This is a genomic window from Agrobacterium vitis, assembly GCF_014926405.1.
GTDB classification, from domain to species: Bacteria; Pseudomonadota; Alphaproteobacteria; order Rhizobiales; family Rhizobiaceae; genus Allorhizobium; species Allorhizobium vitis_H.
This window is the reverse complement of record NZ_JACXXJ020000003.1, coordinates 1,189,926-1,214,830: the sequence shown is the minus strand read 5'-3', so window position 1 is coordinate 1,214,830 and position 24,905 is coordinate 1,189,926. Positions and strand designations below refer to the sequence as shown.

The following is a 24,905-nucleotide window of genomic DNA, read 5'->3' as shown; positions in this document are numbered from 1 at the left end:
AGCGGCCCGATGGAGTGGGCAGATAATCTCTTATTGATAGGAAACAGACAGCCGCAATCATCGACAATAAAACCAGCGCCGAGCCCCGTCTTTGGAGGAGGGATCGCCAGGCGTCTGCATTTAAAAAGGGGCATATGTTCCATGGAACAGGCGCAGATTTCGACTATTTCACCTTTCGAGGGAAATACATTACGAACATATTTCAAAAGCTTGGTTGGTGCGCCCAGGAAAGCCAGGATGGCTTTGGCGGGATGCCTGATCTTGATGGTTATCAGTCCTGCCGGTCTTTCGGCTATGACACCTTTTGTGATCGCAGCCTTCTCAGCGGAGACCCATCGGGCGCAGTCCGATGCGCTGCTGATTTTTGTTGCGCTGCCATTGCTGCTCTCCCCCCTGATCCTGCCGCTTGCTGGCGCCTGGGTAGATCGGTGGGGGGCAAGAGCAGTTGCTATACCCGCAGTCATTTTATACGCCATGACAACCGCGATGATCCCGCTGGTCAGCGGAACGATCTGGATCTTGACCCCCATGATCATCCTGGCCGCGTTATTCGGCTTCATGTCCAGCCTAGCCGTGATTTTCAAAATCATCACATGCTGGTTTCCGGAGCATCGGGGGATCGGATTTGCACTGGTTGGGGTGCTTTCAAGCTTCGCCAATGCGCTCTTTTCTCCCTTGTTCCAGTGGTTGATTTATGGAGCGACGAACAGTGATGGGTCGGCTTCGGGCCTCCATCAACTGGGCGGCATCGGTTGGAGCGGTTCCTACTTCGTCGTCGCAGCAACCATCGCTGTTCTTGGCATTCCCTCAGCGCTCTTTCTCATCTCGGAACCTGCCAAGCCGTCTGCTGCCAAGCGCCTGCCCATGCCTGGGTCCCACTTGAATATGGAGAATGCAGCCGGAATACCTCTCAAGATGGCGATCAGGACCAAGACCTGGATATTCATCACGCTTTTTCTGGCGATCACCGCTGCAGGCCCGATGACTGTCCGACAGAACTCCGTCGATTTCTTCCAGCAACGTGGTTTTGATCTCAACGACATCGCATTTTCGCAATCTGTTTTGTTCGTGGCTTCGGTCGTCGGTCTTTTTCTTGGCGGCATGATCCTTGATCGCAGCAGACGCCCTTGGGTGATCGCACCCTTGCTTGCCATGGTTCCGATCGGCTTAACCATTGCCTATTTCAATCACGGTTCGGTTTTCCTGCTCTATGTGGCAATGAGCTCTCTTGGATTTGCGACGGGTGCGGAATCTGCGCTCGGCCCGTTCCTGGTTGCCCGTTATTTCGGACCCAAAGCCTTTGCTCAAATTCAAGGTTTGACGCTGGCAATCTGCTCACTGTCCTTCGGTCTGACGCCATTCCTGACCAGCGCAATGGCGACTGCGGCTGGTAGCTATTTCGTCCCGTTTGCCATTCTGACCGGACTGACAGTGGTTGCCGTTGCGCTGGGAGCCCTTTTACCCAATTACCCACCAGAATGGCCGACCGGGGCGGAAGTCTCTGGAAAGTAAACCAGGGTCAGGGGAAGGGGTGTGATGATCCGGTATTGCACAGCAAAGCAGGATCAGGGCGCGCTCCCGAACAACCCTTCCCATGATTGGCGACACAATAACGAGAGGTATCCTATGTTGAACCAAGCACGAGCCTCCGCTGAGCAACTCAGCCCTCACGACCAGGCGGAATTTCGCCGCGCGCTGGGTCACTACCCTACCGGCGTCTGCATTGTGACCGCGCACCATGACAATAAGCCGATTGGCATGACAATTGGCTCATTCACGTCGGTGTCCCTGGACCCACCGCTTGTTGGTTTCTTGCCTGCGCATAGCTCGCAAACCTGGCCGTTGATCGCGAAAGCTGGCGCATTCTGCGTGAATATCCTGGCCGATGACCAATCCGACCTTCCGGGGCGATTTGCGAAACGGGATGCCGATCGCTTTCAGGATATTGCGCACAGCCGTTCCAGCCTTGACCTGCCGGTTTTCGACGGCGTTGTCGCCTGGATCGACTGCACCCTGCATAGCGCGCATGAGGCGGGAGATCATCTCTTCGTCATGGGCAATGTGCTCACACTGAGTGTGGTCCGGGATCGCCCGCCCTTGCTGTTCTGCCGTGGTGCTTTCGGTGGCTTTGCGGCCGGAACCTGATGTGAAAAGCCCGGCACTTGATGTGAAATAGAAGGAACGAAAATGACCTATTTAATTCGGCAGATGGGACATGTTGTCATCTCCTCGCCTGATCCGCTTGGTGCGGCCAAAGATATTTGTGATGTGGTTGGCCTTCGTATCACGGAGCAGGACGGCGATACGGTCTATCTCTCCAGCAACGACCGCCATCACGAACTCACCTACATCAAGGGCGATGGCAAGGCCGTGGCCTGCGGCCTGGAAGCCGTCAGCGCCGACGCCGTGGACGAGGTCAAGCGTCGCGCCCTGTCGGACGGGCTGACCGTTCTCGACGATAAGCCGCTTGGAAAGCACTACGACAAGGCCGTGCGGATCGTCGCCCCTGGGGGTGCGATTTTCGAGGTGCATACGCCGATCGCCCGTAATCAGCCACGCCGGTATAACTACTCGACGCCCGGCGCCAGACCCCGCCGCATCGAGCATATCAACGCATTCGCGCCCGATACTCATGCTTTCGGCGAGTTCTGCGCAAAGGTGCTGGGTATGAAGCTCTCGGACATGACGGGCGAAGACGGTTTGCGGTGGTACCGCGCCGAAGACGGTTTCCATCACACGATCGCGATGGGGCCGGGTGAAAGCGGGCTGCACCATTATGCCTTTGATCTCCATTCTCTTGAAGATCTCGCAGCCATTGCTGACAATCTCACCCTCAAGGACCGGGCGATGGTTTGGGGTCCGGGCCGTCACGGAGCCGGAGGCAATATCTTCACCTATTACGCCGACCCGCATGGTTGCCTGGTGGAAAATTCCATCGAGCTTGACCGCATTGACAATGACGCGACCTACGAGCCACGGACCTGGGATATCTCGGAGGGTCTGGCAGGACGCTGGCTCAATCTTTGGGGCACGCCTCCCACACCCGGTTTCCTGCGTCCCGGCATAGCCTTTGATCCTAAGGTCTGATCCGGGCAGCGCGAGGGACGATTGATTGGCAGAGCCGCGGTCGGGAAAGACGAGGCCTATACATTTTGCCGTTACCCGGCTCGGCGATGGATTTTCTTGGGGCTTGTGTTGAGGAGCACGGTATCCGGGAGACGACCTATCGTCATGCTGTGACTTAATATTGCTGCTGACAATGCTGGTCCGGAAACCTCGGATAGCAGCTTTTGAGTAAATTCTTCCCCGCTATTCGGGGAGGGGTGGCGGATCAACCGGCTCAGCTGGTTGATCCGATCGAGGAGAAGCGTGCGCTGGGAGGCCGCACGCGACATTTAAAAGAAGAGGAGGAGAAAGCCTTGAAACAAGGAACGATGACGCATGCCGTCGCCAATCCTGGGACGAAGAGTCATTTCGACAACAATCGCCATGCTGAAGAAATGGGCGGAACCTTGTGTTCGACCGTTATTCGCTGCCGCGCTGAAGGCGCCGCGCTTTTGTCAGACGTTCACCGGATGAAACAGCCGAAGCCATGATAACCAAGACCGCTGCGCTGGTGTTGGTCGAAAGGACGGCCAATCTTTCGGCATCCTATGTCTCATCTTTCATACGCAGCGTTGCGAGCATTGTTTCGATGATGTCGGTCCCGGCACTTAGGGGCGATCGGCGTCGGATCAGCATAGCCGTCTTCGCTTCATCAGGACCATACGGGAGGTGGTCCTGATCGACTTGTCAGTCTGCGTCACCGCTTTGTCAGAGGCTTCACCGCAGCACAGTCGCAATGAGGAGCAGTCAATCAAACCAAACGCAACGGAGTGAGCAGGTTCGATTCTTAGGGGAGGATAATAATGCGAATTCTATACATGATCACTATACCATTGCTGTTTGCAACAGTGACTTCAGTGTTAGCCATGGATCCAGAGATTGGTGCGCAGGACCAACCCAATCTTGATGCTTTACCAGCGCCTGTTTATTCTGGTCCGCTTGCCGAGGCTGGTAGGTGGCTCCATGACAATGGGATCGATCTGCGACTGGATTACATCAATATCGCTCAGAGAGCGCCCTCCTTCGACTTCCGAAAGGTGGGGTATGGATCGTTCTTCATCGATGTAACGGGAAGTCTGACCCCGGATCTCCGGGTTAAGTTTGCAGAAACGGTCAATCTGCCAAACGACAATGTCACTGGCAATTTAACAGCTTTTCTTCCTCCAGTTGTCGGTGTCACTGATACTGCTCTTGCTCGTTTTTCTCTTGAGGCCGACTTTTTGGACGACCGCTTGACAGTCGAAGCTGGCCGTATTGGATTGGCGCGAGACTTCTCTATCAAGGGCTTTTGCAGTGGCATAAGCTGTATAAACGCGACGCAGGGAGTGAGCCTCAATCTTCCCGACGATGTGCGCTCCGTCTGGGGTGCGCGGGGTGCTTACAAACTCGCCCCCAACACGACGCTGGGGTTTGGTATAATCGAGGATAATCCAGATAACTGGCAGCATGGTGAGGGTTGGAATTGGGGTGCAGGGGATGCAGAAGGCGCTATAACAGTTGCCAATATTCGTCATGAAGAAACATTTCTGGAAAGTGCAAAGCCATTAAAATTTGAGACTGGTGTCTATTACCGCTCAACCCCTTACGAAGATGCACTTTACAATAGCGGTTGGGGAAACCCGACATTCGGAGCCAATACTAAGACGATCACCCACGATGGCGGAACCGCGGCCATCTATACACATACGCGTAAAGTCATATGGAGCGATCCTGCCAACGGCATGTTTCCAGAGAACGTGGCGGTCTACGGCGGCGTGCTTCATGTTTTTGGTGACGGTCATTCCTACCCATGGGAAGCTTATGCGGGTATCGAGTATTCTGGTTTCTGGAAAGCAAATCCGCTGGCGACAATTGGTGCTTCTTTTCACTACATTCGTCTCAGTGAAAAGCGAGCTGAATATGAACGGAATGCCCGTCTATTCTTCTCAGGCGTTGATCAGAAGCAGCCAAAAGACATGTTCATGTTCGACGTGCATGGAAGCACGGGTGTTTTTGGCAATGGCATTCTCGATTTTGGCGCGGCCTATATCATCAATCCGAACTCTGCTTTCGCTGATTTTTCTACCGCAAGGCAGAAGGATGGCGTCGTTATTTATGCGGCGCTCGCATTTGACTTGAGTACCGTCCTTGGGCTTTCTCCCCGGAGAGGTCCCTAAGCAAAGTCAGGGAACAGTCTTTAACCTTTTTGCTTGACGAGGCTTTAAAAAATATATTTTTTAAAGTAAAATATTTATAATTGGGAAGGGAGGTTCCTATGACTTGTCTGATTTACCCCTAAACGTCGTAATGCCACCCGCATTGCGCATCTGCGGCGACTCTCTTTTGCGGGCGCGGATCGCGGAGACGTGTAGCCAGTTATCAGAGGCCAGTTGGATGGTGACGTCACCATTGAGAGGCATCTGTCATATTTGATGGGAGATCGATTTATGGGGTTCAAATTCAATCAGGAGTTCCGCTATCGGATGCCCACGGTATTCGGGCCGGCCGTAGGTCCCCGGCAAAAGCCGGGCGGCGGCATGTGGGCGCTGGAAGAAACCGGTACGATGAATGCCGAATGGATGGCCATTACCTATCGCACCAGTGCGGATAAGTTAGAGGCGCTTCTGCCTCCCGGGATGAGCTTGCGCGGAGAACCGCTCATCAGTGTCTCCTGTGCCTGGTTCAAGAATCTTTATTGGCTTGCGGGGCGTGGCTACGGCATTTTGTCGATTGATTTCCCCGTAACGTATCAAGGCAAGACCGAACGGTTGGAAGGGTCTTTCTGCCCGGTTATCTGGGAGGGCGCTCCCGATGCGATCCTGACTGGGCGGGATGAAATGGGCTTTCCGAAACTGTTTTGCGATATGCCGGAAATCACCTGGGATAAGGAAAAAGCCACCGCATCCTGCGAAGCATCCTGGTTCGGCTTTAAATTTTTCGACATTGCTCTTGGTGAAATGGAAGAGGACGATGCCCCGCCGAGCCTGCCTGGTTCCGGCGGTGGCGCGGCCATGTACTATAAATACGTACCTCGGACGAACCCGTTTCAGGGTGGAGGAGCAGACGTCGCTTATATCACGACGCCAGCGCCACCGCCGGGGGCGGGCAAGCCGGATGCCATCAATTTCGACGGATACGAGTTCAAGCGCTGGCGGGCCAAGGGCAGCTTCAACTGGCACAAGGCAACGTTTGAACAGCTCCCGACAACCTTTCATATCGTCAACGCCGTGGCAGATATGCCGTGTTTTGAAATCGTCAAAACCGAAATGGTGGCCTTCTCAGGTCCGGGAATTGGCGTTTCGGTCAATAGCATTCGTCCCGTAGAGCCGGGTGATCAGGAATAAGGATAATAGAATGAAACTGGCAAGATTTATTGTCGAGGGAAAGCCTCGGCTCGGTAAAGTCGTGGGCTCTGAGATCATTGATCTGAGTTCCGTGGCTCGTGAATGCGGAAGCTCAATGAAGGCGCTGATTGAGCGGTTGGATGAATTAAGACCGGCTTTGGAAGCGCTTGATAGCCCTTCTTTTGTGCTGGCTGATGTTCAGCTTGCTGCACCAATCACGGATCCCAGGAAGTTTCTCGCCATCGGGATGAATTATAGGGCCCATGCCGAGGAAGCGGCCGCCGCAGGAATACCGACGCCAAAGTCGCAATTGTGGTTCAACAAACAGGTCACTTGCATCAATGGACCCTATGACGACGTGGTGCTGCCCAGCGTGTCCGAAAAGGTCGATTACGAAGCTGAACTGGGTTTCATCATTGGCAAGCGGTGCCGTCATGTGAAGCGCGAAGACGCGCAATCGGTGATCGCCGGCTATTTCGTTGCCAATGATGTCACCGCCAGAGACTGGCAGTTCCGTTCACCGACCTATACGCTCGGCAAGAGCTTTGATACCCACGGCCCCATCGGCCCCTGGATCACGACGGCGGATGAAGTTCCGGATCCGCACAATTTAACGCTGTCCCTCTCTCTGAATGGCGAGGAAAGACAGCGCACGTCTACGGGCGACATGATCTACGATATCTGGGATCAGATTTCCTATCTCTCAACCGTTATGACTCTCGAACCGGGTGACATCATCATAACCGGAACACCGTCCAATGTCGGGATTGCAACCGATACCTTCATGAAGCCGGGCGACGTCGTTCGCGTCGAGGTAAACGGGTTGGGTTCAATCGAAAACCGGTTCGTTGCCGAAGAGCGATAATCCATCAACGTTGATCGGCAGATAGCCGATTGAGTTCCTCCTGCTTTTAGGGTCTGTCTGGTTCAACCTGAACCGGCCAGACCCTTGCAACCCCACGACCCTATGTCAGCTGAGAAAGCAGGCCCTCTCTCCTCAAGCCCTGAATTCCTCCTGCGAAAACTACATACCGCCAGCCGACGCTCCCCCGTTGCTGTGGGCAGCACACCATGCGGCAATCTTTCCAGCAAGGGCAGTCCTGTGTCGTGCTCCAGACTGATGATCTGCCGGTTGATCGCCGAGGCGGACATATTCAGTTTTTCAGCGGCTCCCCGGAAAGAACCAGCGCGGGCAACGGCATCCAGCAGGATTACGGAAGAGGAGATGAGTTGCATTTGGCGGCCCACCGTTTCATTTTCTCGAACGATAAAGCCGGAAAACTGTGCTTGTCATTCGACTTTTCATCGCGCACCTTCAAGCCGATTTTGCAAGGAGTATGACAATGACGTTTTCGCCCATGACCGGTCTCGATCACGAATACTTCCTTCGTCTCAGCTTCAAGGTCGCGCTGAGGGCCCAGGAAACAGGCAACCATCCTTTCGGTGCTATTCTGGTTGGGCCGGATGGTAAGGTGCTGATGGAACAGGAAAACGCCTATAACCCGACGCGCGACATGACGGGGCATGCAGAACGAGTTCTGATGACCCGCGCCTCGCAAGCCTACACGCCCGAACGTCTGAATCAATGCACCATGTACACGTCAGCCGAGCCTTGTGCTATGTGTGCCGGTGCGGCCTATTGGGCTGGGATTGGGCGGGTGGTTTTTGGTTTGAGCGAGAGCCAATTGAAGGCGATGACAGGCAATCATCCTGAAAATCCGACACTCGACCTGCCATGCCGTGTGGTTTTCGAGGCGGGCCAGCGCCGCGTCGAGGTTATCGGCCCTTTGCTGAGCGAGGAAGCCGCCAAATTGCATGACAATGCCTGGCGTTGATGGTTGGGAACTGTCTGGGGTTTACGTTGATGTGGGGACTGGCGATCCGGCTTGTGAAAGTGAATGACTGACGTTGCTTCCCGGTTTTGAAAAGAGGCCTTCAAAGGGGCCGTCTAGACGCAAAAGGAGATCACTCGTCTTGCGTAGATGCGCTTCAAGCCGGGAACATGCGAGTTCTGTGTCGCGCGCCAGGACGGCTTCAGCGATTTCAGCATGCTCAATGTCAACGTGACGGGGCTCTTTCATGAATGGGACCGCCATGCGTCTATATCGCTCGACCTGCCAGAACATAGAGTCGCGAAGCTTCAGCCACCAGCGACTATCGCATGCGAGAACCAAGGCATCATGGAATGCCGCATGAAGTTCAGTCCAGGCAGGACTAACGGTATCGCTGCCATCAGGATCAGACATCGAGGTATGGTGCAGTTGATGGCTGATGTCTTTGATATGACCTTCCCAGGCCAAAGACCCCTTGGCAATCGATCGGCAAAGGCAGCGAAGTTCGATTTCTATCCGTACCTCGGTCAAATCCTGTAAATCTTCGATCGAGATCGGGGTAACATGAAATCCGCGCTGAGCCTCTGCGACAACCAGACCATCTGATGTCAGACGTGCCAAAGCCTCTCGCACCGCCCCTGGGCTGACGCCAAGTTGCCGGCACAAAGTATCGATCTTGAGCTTCGACCCAGGGATAAAGCGGCCGTTGAGCAAGTCGTGGCGCAGAACCTCATAGGTTTCGAGGGTGCGGGATCGTACTGTCATCGCGACACTTCTATCTTATTTCCGTGAAAATATATTTTTCGAGGTTCTGTATATACGGAGCTAAAAGCACGCACAATCCGGAGGCCTTCATTGGTTTTTCTGATTCAGATATCTTTTTGTTTGTCACGAATTTGGTTGACCGCACGTTTCTGACCGAAACGACACTCAGCCAAACACGCTGAAGCTCCTCGCTAGACCGGTTCTGCCTTTTTGCCGGTTTGCTCGGTCCGTTGGGGCAATGCGGCTTTTTGTTTTGAGTTCGTGCATCACTGCTAACAGGCATTGACAGACCGCGATGTTCCGATAGTCTTTAATTATGATCTGTATTGCGTAATTATAGAATAATAAATGGGGAACGTCATGAAATCTAAATTGGGATTGCTGGCAACGCTGGCATTTGCACTTTTACCAGGGCTCGCACTTCTGCCGGGGCATGGTCTCGCGCAGGACAAAGGGGGGATTATCAACGTTGCCACCATTGGCGAGCCGCCAACACTGGACCCGATGGCCTCCACCGCCGATCTGGTCGGTATGACCACACAGCATATGTTTGAAACGCTGTTTACCTTCGATGATAAATGGAATGTCATTCCGCTGTTGGCGGAGACCATGCCCACGATTACCGATGAGGGCAAAACCTATGACATCACCTTGCGCTCGGGCGTGAAATTTCATGATGGCTCGGTGATGACCTCCACTGACGTGGTGGCCTCGATTGAGCGTTGGCTTGCAACGGCATCGCGCGGCAAACAGGTTGTGGCCTATATCGACAAGGTAACAGCGCAGGGCGACAATGCCATTCGCATCACGCTGAAAAAGCCCTATGCGCCGCTGTTGTCGCTGCTGGCTTTCAACAATTCCGCAGCGGTGATCATTCCAAAATCCACTATTGCCGATCCTTTGACAAAATTCATCGGCACCGGCCCCTATATGCTGAAAGAGCGCAAGCCAGACCAATATATCCAACTGGTGCGGTTTGATGGCTATGTGTCCAGAACCGATGCCGCAAACGGCTTTGGCGGCGCACGCAAAGCCATTCTGGATGAAATCCGCTTCATTCCCGTGCCGGATGCCAATACACGGCTTGAAGGCGCTGTCTCCGGCCAGTTTGACTACACGGATTCTCTCGCACCGGAGAGCTATGATCGCTTGAAAGGCTCAAAAGCCTCCGATCCCGTGGTGCTCAAGCCCTACGGTGCGCCTGTGTTTGTGATGAACACCAAACAGGGCATCATGACCAGCAAGACCCTGCGCCATGCCGTTCAGGTAGCATTGAACCCGCAAGACATGTTGCTGGCCGCTTTTGGCAACCCGGAATTCTTTGCCGTTGATGGCGCGATCTATCCTGAAGGCTATGCTTGGCACACCAAGGAAGGCATTGCCCGCTATGGCAGTGGTGACCCTGAAGCCGCCGCCAAGTTGATGAAAGAGGCGGGCTATGATGGCAAGCCAGTGCGCATTCTCACCAGCCGCCAATATGAGTTTCACTATAAAATGGCGCAGGTGGCAGCGGAATATCTGAAAGCCGCAGGCTTCAAGGTTGATCTGCAAATCTATGATTGGGCAACACTGACAACGCGCCGTGCTGATCCTGCCCTTTGGGATATTTTCATCACCCACGGCCCCTTCCCGCCAGAGCCTGTGCTGAACGGCTGGATGTCGGATAGTTACCCCGGCTGGTGGTCAACGCCAGAAAAGACCAAGGCAATTGAGCCATTCATTGCAGAATCTGATCCGGCCAAACGCCAGAAGCTGTTCAAAGAGATTCAGAAGACCTTCTATGAGGATGCGCCTGTGTTCAAGGTGGGTGATTTCAATGCGCTTTCGGCCAAGGCCAAGACGCTTGAGGGCTTCCATCCATCGCCATGGCCTTACTTCTGGAATGTCAGCTCAAAGAAATAAGCCGGTTCTTACCCTTCCCGGCTCTTACCCTTCAAAGTGAAGCAATACATCATGTCGAGATCCTTTCCTCCTGATTTTCTCTGGGGCGTGGCGGCCTCTGCCTTTCAAACGGAAGGTGCTGTCCATGCCGATGGGCGCGGACCCAGCGTGTGGGATGTTTACAGCCACACACCGGGCCGCACCACCAATGGCGATACCGCTGATATTGCCTGCGACCATTACCACCGCTACCCGGAAGACATCGCGCTGATGCGCGGGCTTGGGGTGAAGGCCTATCGGCTTTCCACCGCATGGCCACGCATTTTCCCAACGGGCAGCGGGCAGGTGAATCAACGGGGATTGGATTTCTACGACCGGGTGATCGATCTGGCCTTGCATGAGGGGATCGAGCCGTGGATTTGCCTGCATCATTGGGACATGCCCGTCGCTGTGGAAGAGAATGGCGGCTGGCGCAATCGCGATACGGCGAAGATTTTTGCCGATTACGCCGCCGTTGTCGCCAGGCATTTTGGTGATCGGGTCAAGCGTTTTGCACCGATCAATGAACCGAATGTGATTCCTTGGGTGGCCTATAATGTCGGGCGTCATGCGCCCGGCAAACAGGACTATCCCTCCAGCCTTCAGGCCATTCACACACTCAATCTTGCCCATGGTTATTCGGTATCAGCAGTGCGGGCAGAAGCACCACAAGCTGAGGTGGGCAATATTGTTTCCCTTGGTCCGGTACGTCCACACTATGACGATGCCGCCCATGAAGAAGCACGGATTCTCGGCGATTGCCTCTGGCGCAGGGTCACGGTTGATCCGCTCTGGCTCGGCACCTACCCGGAGCCGATTGCGGATGCCATGCAGCCCTTCATTCAATCGGGTGACATGGACGCCATTTCGCAAAAAATGGATTTCTTCGGCCTCAATCACTATAATCCGGTGTTTGTTGGCCCGAATAAAAAACACAACCTTTGGCGTGTCGGAAACAGCACCGCCCACGGGCATGGGACCACTCACCGATGTCAACTGGGTGGTCGATCCGGCGGCCTTTCTGGAACAGATCCGCGACACCAGCGCCCGCTATGGCAAGCCAACCATTTACATCACCGAAAACGGCGCCTCCTACCCGGATGCCCTTGGCCCAGACCGTAAGGTGATCGACAACGACCGCATCACCTATTTCAACCTCTATCTGAATGCGCTGCTGGACGCGCTGGATGAGGGCCATGACATCAGAGGCTATTTCGCCTGGTCGCTGATGGACAATTTTGAATGGGGCCGCGGTTATTCCAAGCGGTTTGGCTTGGTTTACGTCGATTACCCCACCCTGCAACGCATTCCCAAACAGTCCTACCATTGGCTCAGCGATGTGATTGCCGCCAATGCCCTATAATCCCAAGCGACGAGAGGGCAGATCATGATCAGCTATATCGTCAAGCGCCTGCTTGGCATGATTGTGGTGATGTTTCTGGTGGTGACCATTGTGTTCATCATCGTGCGTGTCACCCCCGGTGATCCCGCAGCCGTCATGCTGGGGCCGGATGCGTCAGCGCAAGATGTTGCCGATCTGCGCTCCAAACTGGGGCTGGATCAATCGCTGATCTCGCAATACGTGTTTTATATCGGGGCCTTGTTGACGGGTGATCTGGGCCGCTCGATCTTTCTGGATATGCCTGTGGGGGCAGCCCTGTTGCAACGGGCGGAACCGACCTTTTTCCTCACGCTGTTTGCGCTGCTGATTGCCTGCGTGCTGGCGCTGCCCATTGGCATTTATGCCGCCTATCGGCGCGGCTCATGGCTCGATCAAGCGGTGACGGCCATTGCTATGCTGGCGGCCAGCATTCCCAGCTTCTGGCTTGGGTTGATCCTCATGCAGTTCTTTGCGGTCAAACTACAGCTGTTTCCCGTCTCCGGTTATGGCGGACCGGGAACAAGCTTTCTGGAGCGGATGTATCATCTGGCCTTGCCAGCCATCGCGCTGGGTCTGGTCTCATCATCCCTGATCCTGCGCTTTACCCGCGCCTCCATGCTGGATGTGCTGGGCGATGATTTTGTGCGCACGGCCCGCGCCAAGGGGCTTCAGGAGCGGCATGTGGTGCTGCGCCATGCGCTGAAAAACGCCTTGATCCCGATCCTCACCGTGGTGGGGCTGACGGCGGCGGTGCTGATTTCGGGAGCCGTTGTCACCGAGACGGTGTTTGGCCTGCCCGGCATTGGCAGCCTCGTGGTCTCTGCCGTGTTGCGCCGGGATTATCCGGTTATACAAGGGGCCTTGCTGGTGATTGCTGGTCTCTATGTGCTGGTGAATTTCGCCATTGATATGCTCTATCTGCTGATTGATCCGAGGGTGCGTTACTGATGACCCAACCCATATCCTTAGAGAGCACGCCCCCACCGCAATCGGAAACCATGCGTTTTCTGCGACGCCTTTTACGCCGCAAGACGGTGGCGATTGGCCTGTGCATTCTTGCCATCTTCGTGCTTCTGGCGGTGTTGGCACCATGGATCGCCCCTTATTCTCCCTATAAACTCTCGATCATGAACCGGCTGAAACCACCAAGCGGAACCTATTGGTTTGGCACCGATGAGTTTGGACGCGATGTGTTTTCGCGCACGATTTATGCGGGGCGGCTCTCTCTGCTGGTTGGGGCGTCGGTGGTGGTGCTGTCATCGCTGATTGGCGTCACGCTTGGGCTGCTCGCAGGCTTTTTTCATCGTCTGGATACGCCGATTGCCCGGCTAATTGATGCGATGATGGCCTTTCCCGATATTCTGCTGGCCATCGCATTGGTAGCGGCCCTTGGGCCATCGCTGACCACAGTGATCATTGCCCTCTCAGTGGTTTATGCACCCCGCTTGGCCCGCATTGTGCGTGCCTCAACATTGGTGATCCGCGAGCTACCCTATATCGAAGCAGCCCGCGCGCTTGGTATTTCCACCACACACATCATGGTGCGGCATGTGCTGCGCAATCTGATGTCGCCCATTCTGGTGCAGGCTACATTTTTGTTTGCCAGCGCCATGCTGGCCGAAGCGGGCCTGTCGTTTCTGGGCGTTGGCGTTAGTCCGGAAATCCCCACCTGGGGCACGATGATTGCGGCTGGTCGGCAATATGTCGATCAGGCCGATTGGATGACGCTGTTTCCCGGCTTTGCCATCATTCTCTCTGTGATGTCGCTTCAGATCGTCGGAGACGGTTTGCGCGACATGCTCGACCCAAGACTGCAAAAGGATATTTGACCATGCTGCCACAGGAACAAGGCTTGGGCCTCCTGCTGTTGAAAAACCTACGCCCTCTGGCCTTTGGCGAGGCAACACCCCCGCAGGCCATCGATATTTTGATTGGTGCAGATGGCAAGATCATCAAGGTCGGGCAAAATATTGCCCTGACAGAAGAGGCCGAAGTCATCGATGGCAAAGGCGCATGGATCTCGCCCGGCTGGGTCGATCTGCATGTGCACATCTGGCATGGCGGCACGGATATTTCCATTCGCCCATCGGAATGCGGGGCCGAGCGCGGCGTGACCACGTTGGTGGATGCAGGCTCCGCCGGAGAGGCGAACTTTCACGGCTTTCGCGAATATATCATTGAACCATCACGAGAGCGGATCAAAGCCTTCTTGAACCTCGGCTCGATTGGTCTGGTGGCCTGCAACCGCGTGCCGGAACTGCGCGACATCAAGGATATCGATCTAGACCGCATTCTGGAATGCTATGCGGACAACAGCGAGCATATCGTGGGCCTGAAAGTGCGCGCCAGCCATGTCATTACCGGCTCATGGGGTGTAACTCCGGTCAAACTCGGCAAGAAAATCGCCAAAATCCTGAAAATTCCGATGATGGTGCATGTTGGCGAACCGCCAGCACTTTACGATGAAGTGCTGGAAATTCTAGGCCCCGGCGATGTCGTCACCCATTGCTTCAACGGCAAGGCCGGGTCTAGCATTATGGAAGACGAAGACCTTTATAATCTCGCCGAGCGCTGCGCTGGCGAAGGAATCCGGCTGGATATCGGCCATGGCGGTGCATCCTTCTCGTTCAAGGTGGCAGAGGCGGCGATCAAGCGTGGGCTTTTGCCCTTTTCCATCTCCACCGATCTGCATGGGCATTCGATGAATTTCCCGGTCTGGGATCTGGCCACCACCATGTCCAAACTGCTCTCGGTGGGCATGCCGTTTGAGAAGGTGGTCGAGGCGGTGACCCATGCACCAGCCTCCGTTATCCGCCTGTCGATGCAGGATCGGCTGGTGCCGGGAGCGCGGGCTGATTTCACCATTTTCGATCTGATTGATGCCGATCTCGAAGCAACCGATTCCAATGGCGATGTTGCCCGTCTCACCCAGTTGTTTGAGCCGCGCCATGCCGTGATTGGCCGTGAGGCCATTGCCGCCAGCCGTTACATTCCGCGCGCCCGCAAACTGGTGCGCCACAGCCATGGGTATTCGTGGCGTTGAAATACATTTGATAATTCTAGAACTGGAAACCGCGTGAGCATGACTTCACCCTCTACCGATGCCGGATTGCCAACACCCTATGAGCGCCTTGCCGCTCTGGGCATTGCGCTGCCGCCATCCCCACCGCCAATCGCCAATTTTGTCACCCATGTGCGGGAAGGCAATCTGCTGTTTTTATCCGGTCAGGGACCGCGCGAGGCAGATGGCTTTCTCTATTCCGGCAAGGTCGGGGATGATGTGACGCCGCAAGATGCCTATCGCCACGCCCGCCTCACTGGCATCAACCTGATTGCCGTGATGCATGATGCCTTGGGTGATCTCTGCCGCGTGCGCAGAATTGTTAAAATGCTGGGCATGGTCAATGCCGCGCCGGATTTTCGCGATCATCCGCAGGTGATCAATGGCTGTTCAGACCTGTTCATGGAGGTATTTGGTCAAGCGGGTCAGCACGCCCGCTCGGCGGTTGGGTTTGGCTCGCTTCCCGGCAATATCACCGTGGAAATCGAAGTGATTGTGGCGTTGCACGAATGAAAAAGGCCCTCTCAGTGACCGCGCCAGCCCATGCGTTTTTCAATGCGCTCCGCCGAGGCCTGAACATGGCCCACATAGGGATTGCCGTCAGAAAACGCCTTTTGCTCTGGCAAGACGATGGAGATGGTGGCGACGCACACACCATCCCGATCACAAATCGGCGAGGCAATACAGGCCACCGCATAATCGGATTCGCCTGCCTGAATCGACAGACGCTGCTGGAAGGCGCGCGCCGCCGCATCGGAGAGCGTTTGTGCATCAATCTCCGCCCGGCCGGTTGGCGACGAGCGGGCGCAATGGGCAAACAACTCAATGCGCTCACTCGCAGGCAAATGGCCAACGAGAAGACGGCCAGAGGCCGTCCAGTTCAACGGCACACGGGTTCCAACCCGCGAGGCGACCTGAAAATGGCTTGGCCCCTCGGCCATGGCCAGCACCAGCATATGGTCATTGTCGCGCCCGCACACCTGCACGGTCTCGCCCGCTTCGCGGCACAGATCATGCATTTCCTGCGTGGCAATGCCGATGAAATCCAGCGAACGGGAATAGGCAAGGCCATAATGGTAAAGACGTGGGCCGAGCCAGATGGCCCCGTCACCACTGCGGGTCAGCATGTTCTTGTCCACCAGATCATCGATGATGGTGTAAATGGTAGACAAAGGCGCGCCGACCGCCTTGGCAATGGCATAAGGGCCAACCGGAGCGCCGGTTTCATAAAGATGATCCAGCACCTGCAAGGCGCGATCCATGCCGCTGACGCGCGAGCGCCGCTCCGCCCGGGCCTCCGCGGGCTGGCTGTCTGCGGCAACCGATACCGTGCGTGCCTTGCTATCCATCATGCGATCCTTACCTGAATGATCGGCTATTACATTATAACGGCATAGCTGTCGATTGTAGAAATGACGGGCCTTTGCCCACAACAAGTGGAAAAGCTTATGACCAACGATATTCGCACCCAGCTCGGCCTACGCCCAGTGATCAATGTTTCCGGCACCATGACCAGCCTTGGCGCATCCATTGTGGTGCCAGAGGCCATTGCCGCCATGACAGCGATTCTGCCGCAATTTGTGGAAATCAGTGATCTTCAGCGCAAGGCCAGCGCTATTATTGGGCGGCTAACCGGGGCTGAAGCGGGCTTTATCACCGCGTCTTGCTCGGCAGGCATCAGCCTTGCTGTGGCAGGTACCATTACCGGGCCGGATCTGCTGGCCATTGAAAAACTGCCGGATATCAGCACGACGAAGAATGAAGTGCTCCTGCAAATGGGCCACCTCGTTAGCTACGGTGCGCCGGTGGATCAATCCATCCGTCTGGGCGGTGGCAAGGTGGTGTTGGTGGGGCAGGCAACATCTGCGCACCGCTACCATATGGAAAATGCCATTACCGAAAACACTGCCGCCGCCGTCTATGTCGTTTCTCACCATGTGGTGCATTACGGCCTTCTGCACTTGAAGGAATTTGTCGAAATTGCCCATGCGCGCGGCGTGCCCGTGATTGTCGATGCCGCATCGGAATATGACCTTCGGATCTTCCTCGATCAGGGAGCCGATATTGCGCTTTATTCCGGCCATAAATTCCTCGGCGGCCCCACATCGGGCATTGTTGCCGGGCGCAAGGATCTGGTGCGCAATGCCTATTTGCAAAACATGGGTATTGGCCGTGGCATGAAAGTGGGCAAGGAAAGCATCTTTGGCGTCATGGCAGCGCTGGAAGCGTGGGAAAAGCGCGACCACGCGAGCGTGCGCGCCACTGAAACCGGCTATCTGCATCTGTGGAAAGAGGCACTGGATGGCCGCCCCGGTGTAACGGCGCTGATTGAGCCAGACCCAACCCACAATCCTCTGGATCGCCTGCGGGTGATCCTCTCACCGCAAGAAGCGCATATCAGCGCCTATGATCTGGCAGGCGCGCTGGCCCGTGGCAATCCGCCAATCATCGTTCGCGACCACGAGGCAGAACATCACTATTTCTATCTTGATCCCTGCAATCTGCATCCGGGCCAAGAGGTCATCGTGCGTGACCGTCTGGTGGAAGAACTCGACAAGGCGAGAGCGTCGAATGAAGTGATCAACACACCCCATGAAGAATGGGGCCGCCATCGCTTCGATTCCATGCTGCGCTGGCCGGATTGATCACCGCCATCCTTTGTTCGAATGTGAGTTGCTGAAGGCGGCATCGCAGGATTGGATTACTGTACCATTCAGGGGTTTTATGCGATCACTCTTTCGAGTCTGTCAGGTTAAGGTTGAACCAGACAGACTCGAGGCTCTCTTGTTTTCGTTTGTCGTTTCGGGAAAACCGGGTTCCACTTTTCCCTGACAAACTCTAATGACCGGCAAAATTACCGATCATACTTCCATTTGAATTTGATAGGATGGAAACAGCCTCCTTGAGGTCGATATTTTCGCCGTCCTCAGTAACGATGTCACCCAGAAAACGTTCGATTTCAGGACCCCTCGCCAACGCTATCCCTGGTCGAGAGCTTCTTAACCATTCACGCTATCGCTTTGTTTAGGGTAGTCCGATATAAATATCGCATCACCGTGCGAGCACTGAATGTATCCCTGGTCTGAACTCCTTGCGAATCTGGCAATTGTTGCCATCACAACGTCGACCTGGACATTCGTCCGGCCACACCTCGCTGGCCAAGGAGCACGCGCTTTTTCGTTGGCTTTTGGCTGCCTTATGGCGGTTGGGTTGCTCGCGACCATGGCCTTGCCGTTTCGCTTCACCGAAGGTGTTTTCCTGGACACCCGGTATACATTTCTCGCTATATCGGGTTTCTTCGGTGGCCCCATTGCGGCCTTTCCACCGCTTATCGTGGGAATTATCAGGCGATTGATGATCGGAGGTATGGGGATAACGGTTGGCATCCCGCAAATCATCGCCGCTGCATGCATCGGTGTCGTCGCAAGCCGATTGCTTCGTGGCAAGATCCCGACTTTCCCGCAGATCGCAGCACTTGCTCTGTTCGTCGCAGTCAGCGGCGTAGCCGGCTTCTTTGTCGTGCGTCCCTTTGAGGTCTGGGGCAACCTGATCGTCGTAACGGTCGGTCCATTCATGGTGGTCTTGTTTGGGGCCACCCTGTTATCCGCTGTTGCCATGGCGCAGGAGATGAAGCGGACAAGGCTTGAAAGTGATTTGGCCGCGGCACAGATCCGTCTCGCCGATGCGCTCGCGACAATGGCGGATGGCTTGGCACTTTTCGACCGCGATGGGGTGTTGGTTTTCACCAATCAAAGATACCTCGATATCTTCAAGGAAACGGCGGATGTCAGGGTGCCCGGGAAAAACATCCGGGAAATCTTGCGGACATCCTTCGAACGCAATGAAGAAGCGCGCGTGGAATCGGATGTCGATCCTATCATCGATCGGGTTGTGGAAGGCCTGTTCCGGCCCAGCGATCGCCTGATCCAACTGGCCGACGGGCGTTCAATCGAGGCAAGAACGCGTGTCACGGGCGAGGGGGAGGCGATGATCGTTTACGCGGATATCACTCTTCATTGCCAACGTGAGGCACGGTTGCACGAGTTGAACGATCGCTTGTCGGCCTTGGCGGATACGGACGAATTGACTGGTTTGATGAACCGCCGTGGTTTGGAAGCGTCCATGGATCAAGCTTTTGACCGAGCCAAGGATCAGGGCGCCAATATTGGCCTTCTCCTTATCGATGTCGATTGGTTCAAGGCTTATAACGACACCTATGGCCATCCCGCCGGGGATAAATGTCTACAGCTTGTCGCCAACACGGTTCATGCGACGTCTAGGTCATTTGCGGGAAGCATTGTGGCGCGATATGGTGGTGAGGAATTGACCGTCGTGTTGCCGAACGCATCAATATCCGAAACCGAGGCAGTCGCTCGGCTCGTTTGTACAGCCGTGCGTACTCTGGCCATCGAGCATGTTGGAAGCGAAAAGCGCATCGTCACAGTGAGCGTCGGTGCCGCCAATCTGAAATCGATGCCGGGCCTGCGCAAGACGGATCTCCTTCTGCAGGCTGACGCGGCGCTCTATGCAGCCAAGGCGGCGGGGCGGGACTGTATCCAGACAGCTCCTGATCTCCTTCCGGTCGCCAAGCGCGCCGACAGCCGTTGATCAATTATTCCTGTGACATCACGTTCCGGGCTTTTGCCAATAGCGAAAGCCTTGCCCGACCTAGGTGATTTTAAGGGATGGTCAGCCGCTCACCTGCTGTTTGCATCACACATCAAAGATGCGCAAACACTCCGAATTTTAGGAATATCCGTTGCGGCAAAGCCGTCAGTGGAGTCTAATGCCTGGATAAGGCGAGGGGCGTGTTACAGCAGTCGTGCTGCTTTCCACGATATCCTGTGCCACCGCTACTCCAGTTTGGCGATTGAATGACGATATTTTCTGTCCGGCATATTACCTCATATCGGTATAAGAGACCGGTCGAATTCGGCGAGCACAGATTGATGTTCCGGCCGCGGGATAGTTTTGACCAGACACTTCTGAGTTCTCATCTGGATGTTGATCCAAAACCCGATTACATCAGGTGGATCCATGATGTGTTTGGCAATTGCGTTGCGCTGGTGGGGTTTACCGGCAAGGCGCGGGAACTCTGCTTCGGGACAAATATCCGCCTGGACCATACCCAGCAGGTTGAAATGGATCTGCAGATCGATGCAGAAGCTCTCCACTACCCTTTCGCATACGACCCGGAGGAAGTGGTCGACCTGGAACGGACAATCAAACGGCATTTTGCGGATCCAGACGATGAGGTTGGCAGATGGACACGGCAGTTCGTGCGGATCGGTCAGCCGACCGAAACCGGTCGCCTGTTGATGACCCTTTGTTATGCGATCCACGAGAGTTTCATCTACGCCCGGCGCTTGGAGCATGGAACGCAGACGCCGCTTGAGACGCTCCGGCTTCGCCGTGGCACGTGCCGGGATTTTGCGCTGCTGATGATGGAAGCGGCCCGGTCGCTCGGGCTCGCTGCCCGTTTCGTTACGGGCTATATCTATGTACCCGACCGCGACGGCTCAACCAAGCTTGGCGGTGGCTCCACCCATGCCTGGTGCCAGGTCTATCTTCCCGGTGCCGGATGGGTGGAATTCGATCCCACCAACGGGATTGTCGGAAACCGCGATCTTATCCGTGTTGGTGTGGCGCGTGACCCAAAACAAGCGGTGCCGCTTTCCGGAAGCTACGATGGCGACGCGTCGGATTTCGACACGATGTCCGTCCAGGTCAACGTTACCACCGATGAGCTGAGCGATACTGCTGCATAGATGGAACTGCTCGGTCGCCTGAGCGTTTTGCCGCCTGAACGAACATTCATAGCCCGCATTTCGGAAGTTTTTTATCAGAGGATGCCTATTCATCATGAATATACGCGCGGGATTTCGCATAGGTTACGAATGCCAGCAAGAGACGGCTATGCTGCTGGTGCTCAATATCCATCCATCCCGTCGCACCGATCTTCTGCAGGATCAGGTCCTGAGTTTCGACCGGCCGATTGAGGCCTGGGGTTATTTCGATGGCTTCGGCAATGCTTGTAGCCGCATCGTCGCACCGCCGGGCCTGACGACGATTTCTACGGAATTCGAGATCTACGATAGCGGTCTTCCAGATCCGGTGCCTGAGAATGCGTGGCAGCACGACATCAAGGATCTTCCGGATGACGTGCTCGTCTTTCTGCTCGGCAGCCGGTATTGCGATACGGACCGCCTTTCAGATTTCGCCTGGAAGACCTTTTCTTTTACCCCCTTGGGTTGGCCGCGGGTGAAGGCGATCCTGGATTTCGTCCACAACCATATCACCTTCAACTATCAGAAGGCTGATCTTCTCCGCACGGCTTTCGGAGGTTTTACCGATCAAACGGGCGTTTGCCGCGATTTTGCGCATCTTGCGATCACCCTATGCCGTTGCATGAATATTCCGGCGCGTTATTGCACCGGGTATCTGGGGGATATCGGCGTGCCTGATGATCCGAACCCAATGGATTTCAGTGCATGGTTTGAAGTCTATCTCGGCGGTCGCTGGCATACGGTTGATGCCCGACACAACAAGCCCCGGATAGGCCGCATTCTCATGGCGATCGGACGGGATGCCACGGACGTGGCGCTTTCAACTGCCTTCGGCCCCGCCATCTTGACGCAATTCGACGTGACAACCATCGAGTTATAGATTGTGGTATCGAACGGCAGGCTAGCTGTTTGATCTCGTGTCTTACCTTGACGTCTTCAGCGCCCTGCCATGTCACGCTTGCCGCAGGCCGATCAATGATGCCTAGAGTTTTCGGCGAGGTTTTTTGTAATCGGTGGACTTTAGAACCGGATCGATTGGCCATTGAGTCCACCCGTCAAAAGCTGCCTCTTTGAGAATTCGCAATCGTCTCGTGACGGGATTGCTCGGCGCTGTTAAGCAAAGAGTATCGGACATACAGCGCGGTGAAATGGGCAACGCGGCGAAATGGGAGGCTGCCTTGGATTTCATGAAATTGCTCAAGTCGCTTGAGGAATTGCTCTACGAGTTGGTGTCCTGGCTGCTGTTTTATCCTCTTACCATGTGGCGCTCGGTGACGAGACCTCTCAGCATGATGCGATACGCCGATCTCGAACTTGCTGACAGACCGGAGGATCAATACGACGATACCCTGAGCCCTCCCTTGTTCCTGCTTATCACGCTGCTTCTGTCCCAAGGGCTGTCGACGGCCTTTCCGTCCAGTTACGATACCACGGTTGCCGCCAAGGAACTGGGATCGGTGTCCAACTTGCTCATTGCGCGTGGTGTGTTATTCGGGATCTATCCCCTTTGCATGGCAGTCACCCTTTTACGGCGCAAGTCGGTAAGGATCACCAGAAGCTCGCTACGCCCACCCTTTTTCAGCCAGTGTTATGTCGCGGCGCCGTTCGCATTCATCATCGGGCTGGCGTTCGACTTGATGTTCATGCCCGACGGACAAGGTGTCCTGATCGGTCTCCTGACCCTGACTGCTGCCACACTCTGGTACGCGCAAGCCGAGGTTCGATGGTTTAAGCAGGATTTGGCTATTGGAGGATTGAAGGCGATTGGCGCCTTCACCCTGGCTTTCCTGGCTGCGACAGTCGTGGCGTTCTTTCTGGCCATTACCATCGGTCTTGAAGCTAAGAACCTGACACCCTGATCGACAGCTGACCTCTGCCTTCGGTACGCGACACCATCGAGCCCTTCCGTTCACCTGTGCGAAAGGTTTAACCGACCTGACCACATTCGTAGCATGCGCCTTTGCGTTGCATTCCTATCGCCATCGCGGGAACTATCCTGCCGGACCTCCATTTAGGGAACGGAGCGACAAGTTCATTTAGTGAACAGCACCTCATCGTGAAAGTCCGCAACCCTACGTTAGAAAATGACGCAAGAGTTCTGTGGTCTTGACCTCATTCCACGTCGCCGAAAAGGGGAGCGGACATGTCGAACAGCAACCAAATGGATCTTTCCCGCCGGGATCTTCTTATCTCATCGGCTGTAGCGGCCGTGGTCACAGGAGCCGGCGAAAGGAGCGTGGCAGCACAGCCTGCAGGAGACAAGATGAAATTAACGACACCTGTGACGCTAAACGTCAATGGAGCGCGCCGTGAGATTGAGGTCGATAACCGCACGACCCTTCTCGACGCTCTACGGGAGCACCTGGATCTTACGGGCACGAAAAAGGGTTGTGACCATGGTCAATGCGGAGCGTGCACCGTCATGGTCGATGGTCGGCGGATCAATGCCTGTCTGACGCTGGCTGTCATGCATGATGGCGACGAGATTACCACGATCGAAGGCCTCGGTCAGCCTGGCCACCTTCATCCGATGCAGGCAGCCTTCGTCAAGCATGATGGTTTTCAGTGTGGCTACTGTACGCCCGGCCAAATCTGTTCCTCCATAGCGGTGCTTGAGGAAATCAAGGCGAATATCCCGAGTCACGTGACGTCCGACCTCAACGGGTCTGCGCAATTGACAGCCATCGAAATCCGCGAGCGGATGAGCGGAAACATCTGTCGATGCGGCGCCTATTCCAACATTGTCGACGCCATTTCCGAAGTTGGAGGGATCAAGGCATGAGAGCTTTCACCTTTGAGCGCGCGCCCTCGATCGAGGCCGCAGTGAAAACGGCTGCTGCCAACCCAGACGCCAGGTTTATCGCCGGTGGCACCAACCTGCTCGATCTGATGAAACTCGAAATCGAGACGCCAACCCATATTATCGATGTGAATGGACTTGGTCTCGATGAAATCGAATCCACTGATGACGGCGGTCTGCGCATCGGTGCTCTCGTGCGAAATACCGATCTTGCCGCACACATGACTGTTCGCCGCGACTACGGTCTGTTGTCACGAGCCCTGGTTGCCGGTGCCTCCGGCCAGCTTCGCAATAAGGCGACCACGGCCGGTAACCTGTTGCAGCGCACCCGCTGTCCGTATTTCTATGATCCGAACCAGCCGTGTAACAAGCGTCAGCCGGGCAGCGGCTGCTCGGCCATTGGTGGGTTCAGCCGTCAACATGCTGTTATCGGGGTAAGTGATGCCTGCATCGCCACCCATCCCAGCGATATGGCAATCGCCATGCGGGCGCTCGATGCGACCATCGAAACAGTAAAAGCAGATGGCAGCCGCCGGTCTATTCCGATTGCCGATTTCCATCGTCTTCCAGGAGAGACCCCGCATATCGAAAGCGTATTGGAGCGCGGCGAATTCGTGACCGCCGTCCTGCTTCCACCACCGATCGGCGGAAAGCATATCTATCGAAAGGTCAGGGACCGGGCGTCCTATGCGTTTGCGCTGATTTCAGTCGGCGCTGTCATTCAAGCGGATGGTACGGGACGTGTTGCCGTCGGCGGCGTCGCCCATAAGCCATGGCGGATTGAAGCCGCGGAAGCGGAACTGCCAAGAGGCGCTCGCGATGCGGCGAAAGCCATTCTCGCCGATGCCCGTCCGACTGAACAGAACCGGTTCAAGGTCGATCTTGTCGAGCGTGCGCTTGGCGCCGTCCTTTCCGAAGCAAGGGGGTGACCC

The 24,905-nt window shown here is 55.5% G+C and carries 26 protein-coding genes; 23 read left to right on the top strand and 3 right to left on the bottom strand.

Features of this window, described 5'->3' with window-relative positions; all coding sequences use genetic code 11:
* Positions 1–141 precede the first annotated feature (141 nt).
* The 7 genes from IEI95_RS06735 to IEI95_RS06705 all read left to right on the top strand — a co-directional run bounded on the left by IEI95_RS06735 (position 142) and on the right by IEI95_RS06705 (position 7,293).
* On the top strand, positions 142–1,512 hold the full coding sequence (locus IEI95_RS06735) for an MFS transporter (protein ID WP_194416172.1): 1,371 nt from the start codon (positions 142–144) through the stop codon (positions 1,510–1,512).
* 114 nt (positions 1,513–1,626) lie between these two features.
* The gene (locus IEI95_RS06730; protein ID WP_156531947.1) at positions 1,627–2,145 is read left to right on the top strand and encodes a flavin reductase family protein; all 519 of its coding nucleotides are present in this window, start codon (positions 1,627–1,629) and stop codon (positions 2,143–2,145) included.
* Between the two features lie 42 nt (positions 2,146–2,187).
* Complete coding sequence (locus IEI95_RS06725; protein ID WP_012653509.1) at positions 2,188–3,087, top strand: VOC family protein; 900 nt, start codon at positions 2,188–2,190, stop codon at positions 3,085–3,087.
* A gap of 203 nt (positions 3,088–3,290) precedes the next feature.
* Entirely contained in the window at positions 3,291–3,596 is a 306-nt protein-coding gene (locus IEI95_RS06720; RefSeq protein WP_156531948.1) for a hypothetical protein, read from the top strand.
* 327 nt (positions 3,597–3,923) lie between these two features.
* The gene (locus IEI95_RS06715; RefSeq protein ID WP_234934173.1) at positions 3,924–5,261 is read left to right on the top strand and encodes a carbohydrate porin; all 1,338 of its coding nucleotides are present in this window, start codon (positions 3,924–3,926) and stop codon (positions 5,259–5,261) included.
* Between the two features lie 270 nt (positions 5,262–5,531).
* Entirely contained in the window at positions 5,532–6,428 is an 897-nt protein-coding gene (locus IEI95_RS06710) for an acetoacetate decarboxylase family protein (protein ID WP_012653511.1), read from the top strand.
* 10 nt (positions 6,429–6,438) lie between these two features.
* Positions 6,439–7,293, top strand: coding sequence for a fumarylacetoacetate hydrolase family protein (locus IEI95_RS06705; RefSeq protein WP_012653512.1), 855 nt, complete (start codon positions 6,439–6,441; stop codon positions 7,291–7,293).
* Between the two features lie 62 nt (positions 7,294–7,355).
* On the opposite strand, the gene IEI95_RS29590 is transcribed toward IEI95_RS06705, so the two are convergent.
* Complete coding sequence (locus IEI95_RS29590) at positions 7,356–7,580, bottom strand: LysR family transcriptional regulator (RefSeq protein ID WP_272950856.1); 225 nt, start codon at positions 7,578–7,580, stop codon at positions 7,356–7,358.
* Here IEI95_RS29590 and IEI95_RS29585 point away from each other — a divergent pair.
* Both IEI95_RS29585 and IEI95_RS06695 read left to right on the top strand, forming a co-directional pair.
* Positions 7,500–7,769, top strand: a complete 270-nt coding sequence (locus IEI95_RS29585; protein WP_272950858.1) for a hypothetical protein — start codon at positions 7,500–7,502, stop codon at positions 7,767–7,769. The two genes, IEI95_RS29590 and IEI95_RS29585, sit on opposite strands and share 81 nt — an antisense overlap.
* Before the next feature lie 2 nt (positions 7,770–7,771).
* Positions 7,772–8,263 carry a nucleoside deaminase gene (locus IEI95_RS06695; protein WP_420360080.1) on the top strand — a complete coding sequence of 164 codons (492 nt, stop codon included), beginning with the start codon at positions 7,772–7,774 and terminating at the stop codon, positions 8,261–8,263.
* Between the two features lie 21 nt (positions 8,264–8,284).
* Here the strand turns inward: IEI95_RS06695 and IEI95_RS06690 are convergent, their stop codons facing one another.
* The gene (locus tag IEI95_RS06690; RefSeq protein WP_156531951.1) at positions 8,285–9,025 is read right to left on the bottom strand and encodes a GntR family transcriptional regulator; all 741 of its coding nucleotides are present in this window, start codon (positions 9,023–9,025) and stop codon (positions 8,285–8,287) included.
* A 360-nt stretch (positions 9,026–9,385) separates the two neighbouring features.
* Between IEI95_RS06690 and IEI95_RS06685 the strand changes: the two genes are divergently transcribed.
* The 7 genes from IEI95_RS06685 to IEI95_RS06655 are packed head-to-tail and all read left to right on the top strand — an operon-like array spanning position 9,386 to position 15,900.
* Positions 9,386–10,927 (top strand): ABC transporter substrate-binding protein, encoded by a 1,542-nt coding sequence (locus IEI95_RS06685; RefSeq protein ID WP_234890928.1) that lies wholly within the window; start codon positions 9,386–9,388, stop codon positions 10,925–10,927.
* A 51-nt stretch (positions 10,928–10,978) separates the two neighbouring features.
* Positions 10,979–12,067 (top strand): glycoside hydrolase family 1 protein, encoded by a 1,089-nt coding sequence (locus IEI95_RS06680; protein ID WP_194416170.1) that lies wholly within the window; start codon positions 10,979–10,981, stop codon positions 12,065–12,067.
* Complete coding sequence (locus IEI95_RS29580; protein WP_273545162.1) at positions 11,967–12,308, top strand: family 1 glycosylhydrolase; 342 nt, start codon at positions 11,967–11,969, stop codon at positions 12,306–12,308. The genes IEI95_RS06680 and IEI95_RS29580 overlap by 101 nt, the downstream gene beginning before the upstream one ends.
* A 24-nt stretch (positions 12,309–12,332) precedes the next feature.
* On the top strand, positions 12,333–13,274 hold the full coding sequence (locus tag IEI95_RS06670) for an ABC transporter permease (protein ID WP_070163424.1): 942 nt from the start codon (positions 12,333–12,335) through the stop codon (positions 13,272–13,274).
* Positions 13,274–14,155 carry an ABC transporter permease gene (locus IEI95_RS06665; protein WP_156531954.1) on the top strand — a complete coding sequence of 294 codons (882 nt, stop codon included), beginning with the start codon at positions 13,274–13,276 and terminating at the stop codon, positions 14,153–14,155. The genes IEI95_RS06670 and IEI95_RS06665 overlap by 1 nt, the downstream gene beginning before the upstream one ends.
* A 2-nt stretch (positions 14,156–14,157) precedes the next feature.
* Positions 14,158–15,369: an amidohydrolase/deacetylase family metallohydrolase gene (locus tag IEI95_RS06660; protein WP_156531955.1), complete on the top strand. Its 1,212-nt coding sequence runs from the start codon at positions 14,158–14,160 to the stop codon at positions 15,367–15,369.
* Positions 15,370–15,408: 39 nt separating this feature from the next.
* Complete coding sequence (locus IEI95_RS06655; protein WP_156531956.1) at positions 15,409–15,900, top strand: RidA family protein; 492 nt, start codon at positions 15,409–15,411, stop codon at positions 15,898–15,900.
* A gap of 11 nt (positions 15,901–15,911) precedes the next feature.
* Here IEI95_RS06655 and IEI95_RS06650 read toward each other — a convergent pair whose 3' ends face one another.
* Entirely contained in the window at positions 15,912–16,739 is an 828-nt protein-coding gene (locus tag IEI95_RS06650) for an IclR family transcriptional regulator (protein ID WP_156531957.1), read from the bottom strand.
* Between the two features lie 96 nt (positions 16,740–16,835).
* Here IEI95_RS06650 and IEI95_RS06645 point away from each other — a divergent pair, with 96 nt between their 5' ends.
* The 7 genes from IEI95_RS06645 (at position 16,836) to IEI95_RS06615 (ending at position 24,902) form a co-directional block, all read left to right on the top strand.
* A complete protein-coding gene (locus tag IEI95_RS06645) occupies positions 16,836–18,032 on the top strand; it encodes an aminotransferase class V-fold PLP-dependent enzyme (RefSeq protein WP_156531958.1) in 1,197 nt (398 codons plus the stop codon).
* A 424-nt stretch (positions 18,033–18,456) separates the two neighbouring features.
* Entirely contained in the window at positions 18,457–19,995 is a 1,539-nt protein-coding gene (locus IEI95_RS06640; protein WP_156531959.1) for a diguanylate cyclase, read from the top strand.
* A 266-nt stretch (positions 19,996–20,261) separates the two neighbouring features.
* On the top strand, positions 20,262–21,155 hold the full coding sequence (locus IEI95_RS06635; RefSeq protein WP_156531960.1) for a transglutaminase family protein: 894 nt from the start codon (positions 20,262–20,264) through the stop codon (positions 21,153–21,155).
* 94 nt (positions 21,156–21,249) lie between these two features.
* Positions 21,250–22,053, top strand: a complete 804-nt coding sequence (locus IEI95_RS06630) for a transglutaminase-like domain-containing protein (protein WP_156531961.1) — start codon at positions 21,250–21,252, stop codon at positions 22,051–22,053.
* 298 nt (positions 22,054–22,351) lie between these two features.
* Positions 22,352–23,032 carry a permease gene (locus tag IEI95_RS06625; RefSeq protein WP_156532157.1) on the top strand — a complete coding sequence of 227 codons (681 nt, stop codon included), beginning with the start codon at positions 22,352–22,354 and terminating at the stop codon, positions 23,030–23,032.
* Between the two features lie 284 nt (positions 23,033–23,316).
* On the top strand, positions 23,317–23,955 hold the full coding sequence (gene paoA / locus IEI95_RS06620; RefSeq protein ID WP_156531962.1) for an aldehyde dehydrogenase iron-sulfur subunit PaoA: 639 nt from the start codon (positions 23,317–23,319) through the stop codon (positions 23,953–23,955).
* Positions 23,952–24,902 carry an FAD binding domain-containing protein gene (locus tag IEI95_RS06615; RefSeq protein ID WP_156537915.1) on the top strand — a complete coding sequence of 317 codons (951 nt, stop codon included), beginning with the start codon at positions 23,952–23,954 and terminating at the stop codon, positions 24,900–24,902. The genes paoA and IEI95_RS06615 overlap by 4 nt, the downstream gene beginning before the upstream one ends.
* The last annotated feature ends 3 nt before the right edge of the window (positions 24,903–24,905 follow it).